The following is a 15,501-nucleotide window of genomic DNA, read 5'->3' as shown; positions in this document are numbered from 1 at the left end:
TTCACAACCCGACCCGGCGCGCCGGGACGCGCCTAACCCGCTGGTAGCTTTACCCGCATGGGTGCCTTGGATGGACGCGTGGCCTTTATCACCGGTGGAGCTCGAGGGCAGGGCCGCGCGCACGCGCTGGCGCTGGCGGGCGAAGGAGCCGACATCGTGGCCGCCGACGCCCCCGGTGCGATGACGGACCTGACCTATCCGCTGGGCACCGAGGACGACCTGCGGGAAACCACCAAGCTGGTCGAAGAGCTGGGCCGGCGTTGCTTGCCGCTCACCCTGGACGTGCGCGATTCGGCCGCCGTCGGCGCGGCGATCAAGCAGACGGTCGCCGACATGGGCAGCCTCGACATCGTGGTGGCCAACGCCGGAATCGTCAGCACCGGGCCGCTCGAAGACGTCAGCGACGTGGTGTGGCAACAGCTGATCGACACGAACCTGACCGGCGCGTTTCACGTCCTGCGGGCCGCCATCCCGGTGATGCGGCAACAGCGCTTCGGCAGGATCGTGGTGACCTCCTCGATGGGCGGCCGCATGGGCATCCCCGAGTTGGCCGCATACAACGCCACCAAGTGGGGCGTCATCGGCCTGGCGAAGTCCGCGGCCCTCGAGGTCGCCAAGGAGGGCATCACGATCAACGTCGTCTGCCCGACCACCACCCAGACGCCGATGGTGCAGCCCACCGGAAGCGATGATGTGCCCGACGACCTGGTGCGCCGGATGACGAAGGCCAACCCGATACCCCAGCCCTGGCTGCAGCCCGAGGACGTCAGCCGCGGCGTGGTCTATCTGGTCACCGACCCCGGGGTCATCACCGGAAGCGTGCTCGAGATCGGCCTCGGCGGCAGCGCGCGCATCCACTGACGAACCCCGACGGGGGTTGCGGTCGTGCGATGCGTGGCGGCGTGCCGTTTGGCTGCTGCGGGTGCTCCGGGCGAGACGGCCGCAGGGCGCCGGGGCGCGCGGAGGCCCTGATCGTATTTGCTGGGCCATGGCCGTGTCACAACACCGTCGCGATTCGCCACCGCCGGCCCGTCGCACTGGCGTATTCACCCGGGGTGCTAAGCGCCTGGTCACGGCGCCACGATCGGCGCCCCGGCGTAAACCCGCCTTGGCCAAACCGTGACCGTCGCGTGGCCAAATATCAACGCGCCCTTACGCTTCCGCAGGTCAGCGCACATTTATCATCCTATTGCAACTATGTCAGTTAAAAGGAATTGGAGCCATGCGGACGGGTGTTCGGTGTGTTCTTGCGGTGATTGGAGCCGCTGCGAGTGTTGTCGTGACGCCGGCCGGCGTGAGCCTGGCGGCGGCGAACCAGTCGCATGGATTCGCGATAGCGTCGATTTCGCCGGGCCGCGACGAGGTGGTCGGGGTGGCGCATCCGATCCAGGTGAAATTCACTGCGCCCATTATTAACTCAGCTGACCGCCGGGCGGCCGAGCGTGCCGTTGACGTCAAATCGACGCCAGCGATGACCGGCAAGTTCGAATGGCTCGACAACAAGGTCGTCCAGTGGGTTCCGGACCGATACTGGCCGGCGCACAGCACAATTGCGTTGACCGTGGGTGGCGCGAATGCGGAGATCAAAACGGGCCCCGCCGTGATCGGCGTGGCCAGCATCTCCGAGCACACCTTCACCGTCAGCATCGACGGCACCGAAGCGGGACCGCCGACCTCGCTGCCGGCGCCGCACCACCGCCCGCACTTCGGCGAGCAGGGCGTGATGCCGGCGTCGATGGGTAGGCCGGAATACCCGACGCCGGTCGGCTCCTACACCGTCCTGTCCAAAGAGGAAGCGGTGACCATGGATTCGAGCAGCGTCGGCATCCCGGTCGACGACCCCAACGGTTACCTGCTGACGGTCAATTACGCGGTCCGCATCACCGGCCGCGGACTGTTCGTGCATTCGGCTCCGTGGGCCGTCCCCGCCCTGGGGCTGGAGAACGTCAGCCACGGCTGCATAAGCCTGAGCCCCGACGACGCCGAGTGGTACTACGACCACGTCCACGTCGGCGACCCGGTGATCGTCCAGGAGTAGTCCCGCACTTTACGAAGCTCCGCACCCAGCCGCAAGCCGGGTGCGGAGCTTCAATTGTCTTGACGGCGTGGGTCTCTCAGCGCCGAAGGCAACCGCCGGCCAACAAACGGAACGGGCCCGCTGGTGATAACCAGCGGGCCCGGCCCGTTCACTGGAGACCGATTCGGCCTCAGCTCGCGCCCGAGGGGCCGGGGCGAACCGGCTGACCGTCCACCGGCCCACCGGTCGGGGCCGGACCGGTCGGCGCGTCCTTCACCCCGGACATGTCGATGATCGGCGCGGCCGCCTCCAGCGGAGCGCCGGCGGCCAGCGGCCCGCCGAGCGCGATCAGCGGCGCACCGGCCGGGACCACGGGCACCGGAGGCACCAGGGGCACCGGCGGCGCGATGGGCAGCGGCGGCACGATCGGCAGCGGCGCACCGACCGGCAGCGGTCCCGGCACGGCCATTGGCACACCGGACATGTCGGTCATGGGCGCCGCGCATATGCCCCCGGCGGCCGGCGCGCCCGCGGCCACCGTGCCGGCGGCTGCACCCGGCCCGCCCGCGGCGGGCGCCACCTCGCCCGACTGCCCCTCGATGCACGCGTGGCCACCCGTAATCAGCGGGGCGGCCGCCGCGTCGGGGCTCAACGCGATAGCAGCTCCGCACAACCCAGCGCCGGCAACTACTTTGATGTTGAACCGATCGACGATCGCCATCAGCGCCAACTCTCCTTATATTCACGCTCAGCTATTTCCCATTTGGTGCAGCAGGCCCGCCTAGCCGTACCGAGGCCGATTTCACGCCCGCGCCAATTGTCAGCAGGCGACTCGCGACACGCGCCACGCCGCACCGTGCCGTTTCCAAATGGTGACGTCACAACGGTGTCACGAATCGGAACACCTGCGCCGGACGCCGATCGACCCGCCCATCACGACCAGATCGGCGACCTCGGCGGAAACCGACTTTCGATCTCACGGACTTTATTTTTCCGCAGGTCATTCACAGGGAACTGTTGGTGAACAGTTACTGTTGTCAAGGTTACGTAGAAGTTAACATCGAGATTAGAACTGTTGACGTAACGAGGAGAAGGGGCTATGTCAGCACGTCGTCTCACCACCGGGTTCATCGGTTCAGTCCTGTTCGGCGGCCCGCTTCTCGCCGGCCTCGCGTGGGCCGGCCCAGCGCAGGCCGACGCCGCCGGTTTCCTCAATGACATGCACAGGGATGGGGTTCACGCCGTCACCGGTGGTGACGCGGCGCTGCTTCAGGCCGGGCTGAACGTCTGCCAGCAGCTGTCGTGGGGCGCTCCTGAATCCCAGCTGGTGGGCTTGGCGCTGCAACGCTCCGACGACCGGCAAGGGGCAGGTGGGCTCAGTCCCCAGCAAGCCAACGACATCGTCGGCTACGCCGAGCGTGACCTCTGCCCCGGCGCCTGACCCGACCTTCCGTACTTCGCAGATTCGCAACGCGGTCGCGGTCGACACCGCACGGGCCCGGCAACCGTTCTTTGCCGACTATTCATTCTCCGGAATTGTTTGCGCAGCGGGTCGTCGCACTTTTGTGTAAAAGTGCATCATCCGCATCGGGCACAGACATAAGGAGAAGGTTGGATGGCGGCACGCAGGCTATATGGCCGGTTCATGGGCGCGGCGCTGGCGAGCGGCCCGCTGCTGCTCGCCGGGGTCCTCTGCGCCGGACCGGCGCGGGCCGACCAGGCCGCCTTCATCAACGACCTGCACGGCGCCGGGATCCACGCCGTCAACGGCGGCGACCCGGAGCTGTTGCAGATGGGCGCGGACCTGTGCCAGCAGCTTTCGTGGGGCGCTTCACCGCAGCAGCTGGAGGGATTGGCGCTGCAACGCTCGGACGCCGACCAGGGCACCGGCGGGATCAACGGCCGGCAGGCCGCAGACGTGGTGATCTTCGCCCTGCGCGATCTGTGCCCCAGCGCCTGACGGCGGATTAACCCCCGCGCCGAGCGGTCCGCGCTAAGGTGTCACCCGAGTGAAGCTGAACGCACGGAACCTGGCCGGCCTCGAGATCCCGGTCCCCACGTATGACCGCGGCCAAATCGGCATCGGCATAGCACATTTCGGCGTCGGCGGTTTCCACCGTTCCCACCAGGCCATGTACATCGACCGGCTACTCAGCGACGGGCTCGCCCGCGACTTCGGGATCTGCGGAATCGGTGTGCTGCCCAACGATGAGCGCATGCGCGACGTGCTGCGTGACCAGGACCACCTGTACACGCTGATCCTCGAACACCCCGACGGCACCCGGCAGCCGCGAGTCATCGGCTCCATCGTCGACTACCGTTACGCGCCTGACGATCCCGAATCCGTGATCGACCTGCTGGCCGATCCGGCCACCCGGATCATCTCGCTCACCATCACCGAGGGCGGTTATCAGCCACCACTCAGCGCGGTGTTCGGGTTGGTGGCCGAGGCGTGCAACCGGCGGCGCAAGCGCGACCTGCCCTCCCCCACGATCGTCTCCTGCGACAACATCGCCGGCAACGGAGACGTGGCGGCACGCGTCTTCACGTCATACGCCGAGCGAATCAATCCCGAACTCGCGCAATGGATGCGCGAGAGGACCACCTTCCCCAATTCGATGGTTGACCGGATCACGCCGGTGACCACACCCGACGTGCTCACCCGGCTGGACTCCGAATTCGGGGTGACCGACGCCTGGCCCGTGATCGCGGAACCCTTCGCCATGTGGGTGGTCGAGGACAAGTTCGCCGACGGCCGACCACCGCTCGACCAAGCCGGGGTGCAACTCGTCGACGACGTGGCACCGTACGAGGCGATGAAGCTGCGGCTGCTCAACGCCGGGCATCAGGGCCTGTGCTATTTCGCCTACCTGTGCGGCTACCGGTTGGTGCACGACGCCGCCCGCGATCCATTGATCGCCGAATTCCTTGTCCGGTATATGGATTCGGAGGCCACTCCGACGTTGGAGCGCGTTCCGGGGCTCGACGAATTCCGGGGCGGGTTGCTGCCGCGCTTCGCCAACCCCTACATCCGGGACACCGTGGCCAGGCTGTGCGCCGAATCCTCGGACCGCATCCCGAAGTGGTTGTTGCCCGTGGTGCGCGACAACTTGCGCTCCGGCGGCCCCGTGCGACTGTCCGCGGCGATCGTCGCAAGCTGGGCACGCTACGCCGAGGGAGTCGGCGAAGAGGGCGAACCGATCGAGGTGGTGGACCGGCTCGCCGACACCCTGGTCCCGATCGCCCGCTCGCAACGCGACGACCCGGTGGCATTCCTGGCCAACCGTTCGGTGTTCGGCGACCTCGTGGACCACGAGCGTTTCCGCGAGTCCTACCTGTGGGCGCTGGAGTCGCTGCACCGACACGGCGCGCGCGCCACGCTGCTGGCGCTGCTCGGGGCCGACGGACGATGACCCTGGTCGCCGGCATCGACTCGTCGACGCAGTCCTGCAAGGTGCTGGTGTGCGATGCCGCCACCGGCCGGGTGGTCCGCGAGGGGCACGCCGGTCACCCGACCGGCACCGAAATCAACCCGGCGGCATGGGAAACCGCCGCTCGAGCAGCGATCGCGAAGGCCGGCGGGCTGGACGGTGTCGATGCGATCTCCGTCGGCGCACAGCAGCACGGCATGGTGTGCCTGGACGGGGCCGGGCAGGTGGTGCGCCCCGCTCTGCTGTGGAACGACGTGCGATCGGCCGACGCCGCGCGCGCACTCGTCGACGAGCTGGATGGCGCGGCGGCCTGGGCCCGGGCCGTCGGAGTGGTGCCGCTGGCCGCGATCACGGTGGCGAAACTGCGCTGGCTGGCCGACCACGAGCCGTGGCACGCCGACCGCACCGCGGCCGTCGGGCTGCCGCACGACTGGCTGACCTGGCGGCTGCGCGGCGAGACGGACATCGCGGCGCTGACCACCGACCGCAGCGACGCCAGCGGCACCGGCTACTACGACGCCGCGACCGGCGCCTACCGTACCGATCTGCTGGAGCTGGCGCTGCGCGGCCGCCGCCCTCGACTGCCGACCGTGCTGCACCCGTCCGGCTGGACCGATTGCGCTGCAATGACTTTCGGCGCTGGCCTCGGGGACAATGCCGCCGCGGCGATGGGCCTGGGCGCCGAGGAGGGCGACGTGATCGTCTCGATCGGGACCTCGGGGGTGGTGGCCGCCGTCACCGCGGATCCAGTCCGCGACGACACGGGTTTCGTCGCCGGGTTCGCCGATGGCAGCGGCCGCTATCTGCCGCTGGTGTGCACCCTCAACGGTGCGCGGGTGCTGGAGGCCGCCGCCGCGATGCTGGACGTGGATCAGGACGCGCTGTCCCGGCTCGCGCTGTCGGCGCCGCCGGGCAGCGCGGGGCTGGTGCTGGTCCCCTACCTGGAGGGTGAGCGAACTCCCAACCGGCCCAACGCCACCGGTGCACTGCACGGCCTGCGGGTCGCCAATGCCACCCCGGCCAACCTGGCCCGCGCCGCCGTGGAGGGACTGCTGTGTTTGCTCGCCGACGGCGTCGCGCACCTGGCCGCGCACGGCGTCGTCGCACGGCGCATCCTGCTGGTCGGCGGCGGCGCGCAATCCCGGGCGCTGCGGGTGATCGCGCCCGCGGTGTTCGGCATGCCGGTGCTGGCGCCCACGCCGGCGCAGTACGTCGCGCTGGGTGCGGCGCGGCAGGCGGCGTGGTCGTTGAGCGGCTCGCCCCGACCGCCCGCGTGGAATCCGCCGCCCACCGACGAATACACCGCCGACCCCACGCCCGAGGTGCCGGCGCACTACGCGCGGGTGCGCGACCTCACCGAGGCGGTCACCGGTCGTCGGGAAGCGGGCGAAACACCGAAAGGACCCGATATTTCGCGCTGAAGCTGGCCTTGTCGTATTCGTCGCCGACCTCGCCGTCGCAGGCGATCACCGTGGGACCGTCGACGGCGCTGAAGCTGAATTCCGGCACCTGCAACTCGTGGTAGAGCGGGCTGCGCTCCAGCCGGCCCAGGGCCAGCGCGGTCAGGATCCTGGTCCTGGCCCAGTGGCGGCCGGTCTCGAGGATGCGCACATCGATCAGGCCGTCGTCCATCCGGGTCCGGCGCGCCGGCGCGAACCCGCTCGGCAGGTACAGCGAATTGCCCAGGAAGAACAGCGATGTCAGCAGGGACTTGTTGTCGTAGCGGATGCGCACGGGCTGCTCCTTGCGCAGCGTGCGCAGCATGGCGTACAGGCCGGCGAGCGGCTTGCCGATGCGCTTCTCCAGCTTTTCCCGCCGCCGCACGAACGCCGGGTAGGCGCCGATGCTGGCGGTGTTGAGGACCATCTGAGAGTCGTTGAGGCACACCAGGTCCACGCACGCCACGTGGCCGAGCCGGATCGCGTCGACCGTCTTGGCCACGGTGTCGCAGCCGATGTCCTTGGCGAAATGGTTGAACGTCCCGGCGGGAAAGACCGCCAGCGGTAGCCCCGCGTCGACGGCCACCCCCGCGGCGGCCCCGACCGTGCCGTCACCGCCGCCCACCGCCAGCACCTCGGCGCCTTCAGCCGCGCCACGCAGCACCTGCACCGCGTCGTCGTCGGGGCCCAGTTCGCGGATGTCCGCCTTCGGTAACGCGGCACGCACCTCGTCGACCACCCGGGCCCCGGTGCCGCTGCCCGACTCCGGGTTGATGACCAGGACCACGCCGGCGCCGTCGGGACGCTGCGGCGCCGCGACGCGCAGCGGTTCCGTTCGCGGAAGGGCAGTTTCGACGATCGGCGGGAAGAGCCGGCCGCCCAGCACCGCCATGCCGGAGCCGATGCCGAATCCGGCAAGGACGTCGCCGGGGTAGTGCGCGCCGGTCACCACCCGCGACAGACCGACCAGCCCGGCCAGCAGCGCCAGCCCGAAGCCCAGCGGCGGGCTCTCCAGCCCCACCCCGATGGCGAACGCCGCCGCGCTCGCGGAGTGTCCGGACGGCAGCGAGTTCGACGTCGGGCGGCGGCGGACCTGCCTGACCAAGGGCACCAGCTCGTAGCTGGGGCGGGCTCGCCGGCGGATCCGCTTGGCGACCTGGTTGGTGACCAGGCTCGTCGCGGCCAGCGTCACCAGCCCACGCGTCGCGCCGCGCTGCGCGCTCGGTCTGCCGGTGGCGAACAGCGCCGCGGCGATGCCGACCCACAGCTTCGAGCGGTCGGCCGCCCGGGTCAGCGGCGGCATGACGGTGTCCAGTAGCGGGGTGTCCGTCTCGGCGATGGCATCGAACAGTTCCCGGTCCAGCGTGCCCAGTCCCCGGGTGATCTGTTTGATGCCGCGCGCGCGTTGCCAGGGGGCCCTGTTCATTCGCTACACCCTAAATTGGTGCGAAGACATGGACGCACAGGGCTATTGCATGAGGTGGCGCGAGAACGCCGAGCGCTGCGGCGTGGCCACGCACGTCGTCGCCGAGATCGCCCGCCGGCACGACGTCACCGCCGCGCGCTTCCGGGTCCTGGAGAACATGGCCGAGCTCCACGACCCGCACGGCAAGTCGTTCTTCCTGATCCCGCCCTACGCCGACGGCGCGAGGGCCCGGGCCGCCGCGCTGATGACGTATGTGCTCAACGCGGGCACCGGTTACGGTAAGCCGGGCGGACGGACCACCGACTTTCCGGTCACCCCGTACGGCGCCGCCGAGGTGACGCGAATCATGGCCCGCCAGAACGCAAACCGCTGGAGCTACACCCGCGACGTCGCCTTCGTACATCGCAACGGAGGGCGGCTGGTCACCACCCCCAACGGCATGCTCATGGGCCTGGGCGGCAACTGGGCGCAACGGCTGTTCAGCCGGCGCGGCGGCACCACCTGGGGTGACCTCTTCATGGTCAACGCGGGACGGGTCGCCGACCCCGGCGAGCAGCTTCGACACATCGTCTCGTCCGGGCATGCCTGGTATCTCGACGCCGACGGCACGCCCCGCGCGAGCCGCCTCGACCTGGACCGGGTGTTGCACCACGAGGAGCGGCACGCCGCGCAATGGGCGGACCGGGGCTATCTGGGCATGCTCGTGGGCTATGGCCGAGAGTTGTTCCGCGAGTTGGTCTTTCGTGAGGTGAATAGGCTCGAAGAGGACGCGGGCCTGGCCGACGGCGGCTACAGGGCGTGAATCCCGTGGTAGAGCACCATCGCGCCGATCACGACGAAGACCGCCGCGAGTAGGGCGCCGTTGTTGCGGTCCATCCAGTCCTTGAGCCCGGCCAGGGTGTCGTCGAGGCGGCTCCCGGCCGCCACGTAGGCCAATATCGGGATCGCCACGCTGGAGGCGGCGATGCCCACGAAGAACGCGGCGGCCAGCCAGTCACCGGCGGGGCCGAGCCCGCTGGTGCCGATGCCCAGTCCCGCGGGGACGCAGATGAGCGCAACGTCCGGGCGCACCACGGCCAGGACGGCCCCGGTGATCCCCGCGCGCGCCGGGGTGATGCTCGCGAACGAGCGCATCCAGGCGGGGGATTCGGCCTGGCCGTGCCGGGTGAGCCAGCGGTAGACGCCGTACCCGATCAGCGCGGACCCCAGCACCACGCGCAGCCAGGACGACCACCGCGGGGGCGCCTTGTCCAGGCCGCCCAGCAGGCCAGAGGCCGCGACGGCGATCGCCGTCAGCGCGGCCAGGCTCAGCACCCAGCCGCCCAGAAACGCGAGGCTGCTCGGCCGCGGCCGCGGCGCCTGTAGCACCAGCACCGCCGGGATGACGGTGAGCGGTGAGAGGGAGATGACCAGTCCAAGCGGAACGAGCCCGGTCAGCACCGTCCCCCAGCTTCCTGCCATGGGCGGCATCCTTCCATTGCCGCGGGCGATGCGACGCCCAAACGCGCCGAAGCGGGTCAGGCCAGTGTGCGAATTCCGTTGTAGAGCACTATCAACCCGATCAGGAACAGGATGACGGCCATCATCGCGTCGTGGTTCGCCTCCATCCACGCTTTGAGACGTTCCAGGGCATCGTCAAGGCGGTCCCCGGCGCCGACGTAGCCCAAGATCGGGACGGCGACCGTCGACGCGGACAGCACGACGAAGATGGCGGCCGCGATCACCTGAGCGCCCGCGCTCAGGCTGCTGTTGCCGACGGCCAGCCCGGCGGCCGCGCACAGGATCAGCACCTCGGGGCGCACCGGCACCAGCACCGCGCCCATCACCCCGGCGCGCACCGGCGAGAGGGTGGAGAACGACCGCATCCAGCGCGGCATGCTGCGCTGCCGGTGCCGGGTGAACCAGTGGTAGGCCGCCAGCGCGAGGAGGGCCACGCCGAACGCGAGCCGCACCCACGCCGCCCATTTCGGCGGGGTCGCGTGGAAGCCACTGAGCAATTCCGAGCCGCTCACGAAGGCGGCGGTGACCGCGACCAGGCCCAGCAGCCAGCCGCCCAGAAAGGACAGACTGGCCGGGCGCGGCCGGGGCGCGTGCAGCACCAGCACCGCGGGGATGACCGTGATCGGCGACAGCGCGATGACCGCCGCCAACGCGATGAGTTTGCTCAGCACCGAGGCCCAACTTGCGTCCACGGGCAGCAATCATTGCATCGGCGTGGCGCTCACGCAGTGCTCGGCCGCACCGGTCAGCCTTTGCGGCGCAGCGTCCAGGCGGGCACCCAGTGCGTGACCGTCCTGCGCTTGGAGCCGTACGCGACGGGATAGGTCACCAGCCCCCACCAGTCGCCCTGCTCGCACAGGGCCCAGCAGCTCAGCCACCCCTCGACGACCTTGTGCAGCTGCAGACCGTTGGGCTGATACCGCCCCGAACGGTGCGGCTCGCGCGGGAAGAGCACCGTCAGGTCGACCAGCACGGCGACCGCCGGACGCACCACCCGAAACGGGCTCCGGACCGGTTGGCCGTTGTACCCGATCGATGCGAGCGGACCCATTTATCGATCATACGTTCGAATAGGCGGCCGGTTGAGCCCCCCAATCGGCCCGGTTCGCTTCTGGCAACATAGCGGTGTGTTCAGCCAAACCGCGACGTCCCGGGCGGTTCGGTGAGCATCGCAACCACAGACGCGGCGCGGCGTCGCCGCGGCCTGCTGGGCGATCGCCGGCCGGGGGTGCCCGCCGGGCTGGACCCGGTGATCGTCGCTTTCTTGGCCGCCGCGGTGAGCATGGCCGGTGCCGCCCGGCCCTCCTTCTGGTACGACGAGGCCGCGACCATCTCGGCCGCCTACAGCCGGTCGCTGGCCCAGATGTGGCACATGCTGGGCAACGTCGACGCCGTCCACGGCTTGTACTACCTGCTCATGCACGGCTGGTTCGAGGTTTTCCCGCCCACCGAGTTCTGGTCGCGCGCGCCCAGCGCCATCGCGGTGGGCGGCGCCGCCGCCGGCGTCGTCGTGCTGGGCAAGCAGTTCTCGTCCCGCACCGTCGCGGTGGCCTCCGGGGCGTTCTGCGCGATCCTGCCGCGGACCACCTGGGCGGGCATCGAGGCCCGCCCCTACGCCATGTCGATGATGGCCGCCGTGTGGCTGACCGTGCTGCTGGTCCATGCCGCGCGCCGGAACAGCGGTTGGCTGTGGCTGTCCTATGCCGTCGCGCTGGCCTGCTCGGTCGTGCTGGACGCCTACCTCGCGCTGCTGCTGGCGGCATACGCCTTGTTCATCGGCGTCTTCCACCGGAGCCGAACTGCGTTGCTGGGCTTCCTGATTGCGTCTGCCGTAGCCGTCGGCGCCCTGATGCCGTTTTTGATGACGGTCGCCGGGCAGGCGCACCAGATCAGTTGGGTCGCACCCATCGGTCACCGCACCATCGAAGACGTGCTGATGCAGCAGTATTTCGAGCGGTGCCCGCCGTTCGCGGTGCTGTCGGCGTTGCTGATCGGTGCGGCAATCGTGTTGTGGCTCAGCGGGTCCGCGCGCCTGGCGGATTCGCAGCGCCGGCTGCTGGTGCTCGCGACGGGGTGGCTGGCGGCGCCGACGGCGGCGATCGTGACGTATTCCGCGCTGGTTCATCCGATCTACACGCCGCGCTACCTGTGCTTCACCGCGCCGGCGCTGGCGCTGATCCTGGGCGTCTGCGGTGGCGCGGTGGCCGTCAAACCGTGGGTGACGACGGCGGTCGTCGGCCTTTTCGCAGTGGCCGCCGCGCCCAATTACGTTCGGGTGCAACGCAACCCGTACGCCAAGTACGGCATGGACTACAGTCAGGTCGCCGACCTGATCACCGCGAAGGCCGCGCCGGGCGATTGCCTACTGGTGAACGACACGGTGACGTTCATGCCGGCGCCCATGCGCCCGCTGCTGGCGGCGCGCCCGGATGCCTATCGCAAGCTGATCGATCTCACGCTGTGGCAGAAGGCGACCGACCGCAACGACGTGTTCGATACCAATCTCATCCCCGAGGTGGTGGCCCGGCCGCTGAGCCGGTGCGGCGTCGTCTGGATCATCACCCAGGCCGACCCGTCCCAGCCGCCACACGAGCAGGGTCCGGCGCTGCCGCCCGGCCCGGTCTATTGGGCGAGCACCGCCTTCGCTGTGCCGCATGACCTTGGCTTCCGGTTGGTGGAGCGCTGGCAGTTCAACTTGGTCCAGGTGCTCAAAGCGGAGCGATAGTCACCAGATGTGGATCCAGTCGACGAGCATGTCCGCCGGGTAGGTCGCCGCCGCGGGATCGCCGGCACCGACCCCACCGACCGCCAGGGTGAACATGGGTGTCATCCAGTAGCCGGGATTGTTGAACGGCCAGCGGAAGTCGTCGGGGGCGCCGCCGTGGACGTGGATGGGCTTGTTCGGAACGCTGAAGTACTGTGCCCCGTCGCGAGCGAATTGAAAACCTTCCTCGCCCCAATGCATTCGCCAGGTGTGCCAGTTGCCGTCGACCATGCCGGGGATGGACTTGCCTTCCCACGTCTTGCCGTTGGACGCGGCGTGCACGGTCGTCCCCGGAGGCCACGAGCCATTGCCGTACCACTCGAAAAGGTCGACCTCGCCGTCGGGCAGCGGATCCTCGTTGACACCCCAGAACGCGGACCAGAGGCCTGGGTCCAGACAATTCAGCTTGATCCGCGCTTCCCAGGTCTGGTTGATCATGCTGCGAAAGTTGCCCCGCAGTTTGGCGCCGTAGTAGGTGTCCCCTTCCTGGGTGGCACGCAAGACGAGGTTGGAATTGCCGTCCTGGAACACATTTCGCCGGTCGTCGCGGTATATCCCCGCGACCGGAGGGAACACGTCGTCCTGCCAGGTCTGGATGGTCCACTTCCCCGGATCGGGAGCCGAACCCGCCGGGCCGTCGAACTCGTCGGCGAAGATGTAGCCGCCGCCGCCCGCCGACGGCGCGGCCGGCACCGACGGGCCCGACGGGGTGGCCCAGGCACCCGGCAAGCGCATCGCAGCCCCGAGCATGCCGAGGCCCGACATCAACATCATGCTGCGACGATCCATTTAAACCACCAATCGTTCAAAGCCGGCCCGTCAAGCGCGGCGAGATCTCCCCAGGCAACTCTCGCAAACGGTGATATGAAACCACGCGGTGGGGTGGCCCGCATCCGGCCGCAATCCGCGCGCGGCACTCCCGGTCACGACCCGCGTGCCGGTCCGTCGCCGCCAGCCCCCTGACATAACGAAGCGACGATAGCAGCCGCGGCCCCCACTTCCTGGGATTTCCGGGCCAACCATCAACCACGTTGACATCTCCCACGGCGCTGGTATCAAGGAGGTTGATAGTTCGAGAAAGGAAAGCAGCCATGTCTCATGGATTCTTCGGTGGTTTTGGTGGACCCGGCTTCGGCGGTCCCGGCTTTGATGGACCCGGTTTCGGTGGACCCGGCTTCGGCGGACCGGGCTTCGGCGGCCCGGGCTTCGGTGGCCCGGGTGGGGGCGGTCCCGGCTTCGCACCGTTCGGCAAGAAGGGGCGTCACGGCCTCAAGCGCGCGGCGTTCGTCACCGCGGCATTGCTGTTGGACGGGCCGGCCGACGCCGCGCAGGTGGTGCGGCGGGTGTCCGACGCGACCGGCGGCGCGTTCACTCCACCGCAGGACGTGGCCGAGCTGGCGATCGGCATCCTCGCCGGCCGCGGGGTGGTCACCATCGACGGTGGCGTGGCGACGCTGACCGAGCTCGGCCGAAACCTGTTGGCCTGGCGCGGAATCAGCAGTGAGACCGCGCACGCGTTCCTGGGCCGGGCGGCCAAGTTCGGCGACGTTCTCAAGATCCGCAAGGAGTTCTTCGAGATCGCCGGACTGGCGCGCACCATCGCATGGACGGGCACCGACGAGCAGAAGCAGCAGCTCGCCGAGACCCGGACCAAGGTGCTCGAGGCGCTGACCGATGCGCGCAAGGCGCTGCACCGGGTACTCGGCGAGGCCTAGCGGGGGCTGGGCTCGCTGAGCCTGACCAGGGTCTTGCCGACGTTGACGCCGGTGAACAGGCCGTTGAGGGCATCGACGCAGGACTCGATGCCCTCAAAGATGGTCTGCCGGTGGTGAAGTCGCCCCTCGGCTTCCCACCGGCGTAGCGCGGCGAACGCCTCGTCGAAGCGGCCCCATTGGTCGAGCGCGTTGAACCCCTGCATCAGCGCGGTCTTGGACAGCAGGTTCACATAGTTGGCCGGCCCGGGGTGGTCGCCGGTGAGGTAGCTCGAGATGACGCCGCACAGGACGACGCGCGCGCGGGCGGCCAGGCGGCCCAGCACGGCGTTGAGGATGGGGCCACCCACGTTGTCGAAGTAGACGTCAACGCGTTGCGGGCAATGCTTTTTCAGCGCCGCGGCGAGGTCGTCGTTCTTGTAGTCGATGCACGCGTCGAACCCGAAGTCCTCCACCACCGCCCGGCATTTCTCCGGCCCGCCCGCGATGCCCACCACCCGGGCGCCGGCGATCTTGGCGATCTGCCCGGCGACCGATCCGGTGGCACCCGCGGCCGCCGACACCACCACCGTCTCCCCGGGCTGCGGCCGGCCGATGTCGGTCATCCCGAAATAGGCGGTGGCGCCGGTCGGCCCGTAGACAGACATGATGGCCAGCTGGTCGTCCTCGCCCGGGATCGGCGTGCTGAACAGGTCGTCGCGGATGAGCGCGTATTCCTGGAAGCCGGTCAGCGTGGTGACGACGTCGCCGACGGCGTAGGCGTCGCACCGCGACGCGACCACCTCGCCGATCCCGGCCGCCCGGATGACCTCCCCCAACTGCACCGGCGGGAGGTAGCTGGGCTGGTCGTCCAGCCAGGTGCGGGCGGCGGCATCGATGCCGACATAGGTGGTTCGCAGCAGCGCCTCGCCGTCGGCGGGTTCGGGGGCCGGCGTGGTGACCAGTTCCGTGTCGTCCGGCTGGACAAGCCCGGAGGGGCGGCGACGAAGGAGGACCTGGCGATTCGGCAAATCGGGCACGATCGTAAAAACTACCGAACGGGCCGGAAACGCAGAAGCGAATGGCATATTCATTTCATGGCAGCAAACGAAGACCCGGAAGACCGGATCCGGGAACTCGAGCGCCCGCTCGCCGAGACGGCCCGGGCGTCAGAGCAGGGCGGTTCGCAGCCCGCCGGCCGCACCCGCGCCCGCGCCCCCGCCGGCCGCACCC

General features: G+C 69.3%; 16 protein-coding genes and 1 pseudogene. 10 read left to right on the top strand and 7 right to left on the bottom strand.

Annotation, left to right across the window (positions count from 1 at the left end):
* Nucleotides 1–57: 57 nt before the first annotated feature.
* Both ACYQ8K_RS23750 and ACYQ8K_RS23745 read left to right on the top strand, forming a co-directional pair.
* Nucleotides 58–861: a mycofactocin-coupled SDR family oxidoreductase gene (locus ACYQ8K_RS23750; RefSeq protein WP_459972837.1), complete on the top strand. Its 804-nt coding sequence runs from the start codon at nt 58–60 to the stop codon at nt 859–861.
* Nucleotides 862–1,222: 361 nt separating this feature from the next.
* A complete protein-coding gene (locus ACYQ8K_RS23745; RefSeq protein ID WP_459972835.1) occupies nt 1,223–2,038 on the top strand; it encodes a L,D-transpeptidase in 816 nt (271 codons plus the stop codon).
* A 169-nt stretch (nt 2,039–2,207) separates the two neighbouring features.
* Here the strand turns inward: ACYQ8K_RS23745 and ACYQ8K_RS23740 are convergent, their stop codons facing one another.
* A complete protein-coding gene (locus tag ACYQ8K_RS23740; protein ID WP_459972834.1) occupies nt 2,208–2,747 on the bottom strand; it encodes a hypothetical protein in 540 nt (179 codons plus the stop codon).
* Nucleotides 2,748–3,116: 369 nt separating this feature from the next.
* On the opposite strand from ACYQ8K_RS23740, the gene ACYQ8K_RS23735 reads away from it, so the two are divergent.
* The 4 genes from ACYQ8K_RS23735 (at nt 3,117) to ACYQ8K_RS23720 (ending at nt 6,869) form a co-directional block, all read left to right on the top strand.
* Nucleotides 3,117–3,458, top strand: coding sequence for a DUF732 domain-containing protein (locus tag ACYQ8K_RS23735; protein WP_459972832.1), 342 nt, complete (start codon nt 3,117–3,119; stop codon nt 3,456–3,458).
* A gap of 174 nt (nt 3,459–3,632) precedes the next feature.
* Nucleotides 3,633–3,977 carry a DUF732 domain-containing protein gene (locus tag ACYQ8K_RS23730; protein WP_459972831.1) on the top strand — a complete coding sequence of 115 codons (345 nt, stop codon included), beginning with the start codon at nt 3,633–3,635 and terminating at the stop codon, nt 3,975–3,977.
* A gap of 49 nt (nt 3,978–4,026) precedes the next feature.
* Nucleotides 4,027–5,430, top strand: coding sequence for a mannitol dehydrogenase family protein (locus tag ACYQ8K_RS23725; RefSeq protein WP_459972830.1), 1,404 nt, complete (start codon nt 4,027–4,029; stop codon nt 5,428–5,430).
* Nucleotides 5,427–6,869 (top strand): FGGY family carbohydrate kinase, encoded by a 1,443-nt coding sequence (locus ACYQ8K_RS23720; protein WP_459972828.1) that lies wholly within the window; start codon nt 5,427–5,429, stop codon nt 6,867–6,869. The genes ACYQ8K_RS23725 and ACYQ8K_RS23720 overlap by 4 nt, the downstream gene beginning before the upstream one ends.
* Here ACYQ8K_RS23720 and ACYQ8K_RS23715 read toward each other — a convergent pair.
* On the bottom strand, nt 6,814–8,313 hold the full coding sequence (locus tag ACYQ8K_RS23715; RefSeq protein ID WP_459972826.1) for a diacylglycerol kinase family protein: 1,500 nt from the start codon (nt 8,311–8,313) through the stop codon (nt 6,814–6,816). The two genes, ACYQ8K_RS23720 and ACYQ8K_RS23715, sit on opposite strands and share 56 nt — an antisense overlap.
* A 28-nt stretch (nt 8,314–8,341) precedes the next feature.
* On the opposite strand from ACYQ8K_RS23715, the gene ACYQ8K_RS23710 reads away from it, so the two are divergent.
* Nucleotides 8,342–9,115 carry a hypothetical protein gene (locus ACYQ8K_RS23710; RefSeq protein WP_459972824.1) on the top strand — a complete coding sequence of 258 codons (774 nt, stop codon included), beginning with the start codon at nt 8,342–8,344 and terminating at the stop codon, nt 9,113–9,115.
* Here the strand turns inward: ACYQ8K_RS23710 and ACYQ8K_RS23705 are convergent.
* From ACYQ8K_RS23705 to ACYQ8K_RS23695, 3 genes are all read right to left on the bottom strand, one after another.
* On the bottom strand, nt 9,103–9,774 hold the full coding sequence (locus ACYQ8K_RS23705) for a GAP family protein (RefSeq protein WP_459972822.1): 672 nt from the start codon (nt 9,772–9,774) through the stop codon (nt 9,103–9,105). The genes ACYQ8K_RS23710 and ACYQ8K_RS23705 overlap by 13 nt on opposite strands.
* A 56-nt stretch (nt 9,775–9,830) precedes the next feature.
* Complete coding sequence (locus ACYQ8K_RS23700; protein WP_459972881.1) at nt 9,831–10,484, bottom strand: GAP family protein; 654 nt, start codon at nt 10,482–10,484, stop codon at nt 9,831–9,833.
* 74 nt (nt 10,485–10,558) lie between these two features.
* Nucleotides 10,559–10,864, bottom strand: coding sequence for a hypothetical protein (locus tag ACYQ8K_RS23695; protein ID WP_007768747.1), 306 nt, complete (start codon nt 10,862–10,864; stop codon nt 10,559–10,561).
* A 231-nt stretch (nt 10,865–11,095) separates the two neighbouring features.
* Between ACYQ8K_RS23695 and ACYQ8K_RS23690 the strand changes: the two genes are divergently transcribed.
* Nucleotides 11,096–12,538: a glycosyltransferase family 39 protein gene (locus ACYQ8K_RS23690; protein ID WP_459972880.1), complete on the top strand. Its 1,443-nt coding sequence runs from the start codon at nt 11,096–11,098 to the stop codon at nt 12,536–12,538.
* Here the strand turns inward: ACYQ8K_RS23690 and ACYQ8K_RS23685 are convergent, their stop codons facing one another.
* The gene (locus tag ACYQ8K_RS23685) at nt 12,539–13,366 is read right to left on the bottom strand and encodes a glycoside hydrolase family 16 protein (RefSeq protein ID WP_459972821.1); all 828 of its coding nucleotides are present in this window, start codon (nt 13,364–13,366) and stop codon (nt 12,539–12,541) included.
* Nucleotides 13,367–13,668: 302 nt separating this feature from the next.
* Between ACYQ8K_RS23685 and ACYQ8K_RS23680 the strand changes: the two genes are divergently transcribed.
* Nucleotides 13,669–14,292, top strand: a complete 624-nt coding sequence (locus ACYQ8K_RS23680) for a hypothetical protein (RefSeq protein WP_459972819.1) — start codon at nt 13,669–13,671, stop codon at nt 14,290–14,292.
* Here ACYQ8K_RS23680 and ACYQ8K_RS23675 read toward each other — a convergent pair.
* Nucleotides 14,289–15,308 (bottom strand): NADP-dependent oxidoreductase, encoded by a 1,020-nt coding sequence (locus ACYQ8K_RS23675; RefSeq protein ID WP_459972818.1) that lies wholly within the window; start codon nt 15,306–15,308, stop codon nt 14,289–14,291. The genes ACYQ8K_RS23680 and ACYQ8K_RS23675 overlap by 4 nt on opposite strands.
* A 57-nt stretch (nt 15,309–15,365) precedes the next feature.
* Here ACYQ8K_RS23675 and ACYQ8K_RS23670 point away from each other — a divergent pair.
* Nucleotides 15,366–15,501, top strand: a pseudogene (locus ACYQ8K_RS23670) (DUF3060 domain-containing protein); the annotation flags it as partial.

The sequence above is a fragment of the Mycobacterium sp. MUNTM1 genome (assembly GCF_054660795.1).
This window is presented reverse-complemented; position numbering and strand designations above follow the sequence as displayed.

What these genes read in the sequence shown, in the direction of transcription:
- ACYQ8K_RS23720 (WP_459972828.1), top strand. Translation starts at nt 5,427, where the DNA reads ATGACCCTGGTCGCCGGCATCGACTCGTCGACGCAGTCCTGCAAGGTG.
- ACYQ8K_RS23710 (WP_459972824.1), top strand. Translation starts at nt 8,342, where the DNA reads ATGGACGCACAGGGCTATTGCATGAGGTGGCGCGAGAACGCCGAGCGC.
- ACYQ8K_RS23750 (WP_459972837.1), top strand. Translation starts at nt 58, where the DNA reads ATGGGTGCCTTGGATGGACGCGTGGCCTTTATCACCGGTGGAGCTCGA.
- ACYQ8K_RS23730 (WP_459972831.1), top strand. Translation starts at nt 3,633, where the DNA reads ATGGCGGCACGCAGGCTATATGGCCGGTTCATGGGCGCGGCGCTGGCG.
- ACYQ8K_RS23685 (WP_459972821.1), bottom strand. Translation starts at nt 13,366, where the DNA reads ATGGATCGTCGCAGCATGATGTTGATGTCGGGCCTCGGCATGCTCGGG.
- ACYQ8K_RS23735 (WP_459972832.1), top strand. Translation starts at nt 3,117, where the DNA reads ATGTCAGCACGTCGTCTCACCACCGGGTTCATCGGTTCAGTCCTGTTC.
- ACYQ8K_RS23745 (WP_459972835.1), top strand. Translation starts at nt 1,223, where the DNA reads ATGCGGACGGGTGTTCGGTGTGTTCTTGCGGTGATTGGAGCCGCTGCG.
- ACYQ8K_RS23690 (WP_459972880.1), top strand. Translation starts at nt 11,096, where the DNA reads ATGGCCGGTGCCGCCCGGCCCTCCTTCTGGTACGACGAGGCCGCGACC.
- ACYQ8K_RS23680 (WP_459972819.1), top strand. Translation starts at nt 13,669, where the DNA reads ATGTCTCATGGATTCTTCGGTGGTTTTGGTGGACCCGGCTTCGGCGGT.
- ACYQ8K_RS23705 (WP_459972822.1), bottom strand. Translation starts at nt 9,774, where the DNA reads ATGGCAGGAAGCTGGGGGACGGTGCTGACCGGGCTCGTTCCGCTTGGA.
- ACYQ8K_RS23695 (WP_007768747.1), bottom strand. Translation starts at nt 10,864, where the DNA reads ATGGGTCCGCTCGCATCGATCGGGTACAACGGCCAACCGGTCCGGAGC.
- ACYQ8K_RS23715 (WP_459972826.1), bottom strand. Translation starts at nt 8,313, where the DNA reads ATGAACAGGGCCCCCTGGCAACGCGCGCGCGGCATCAAACAGATCACC.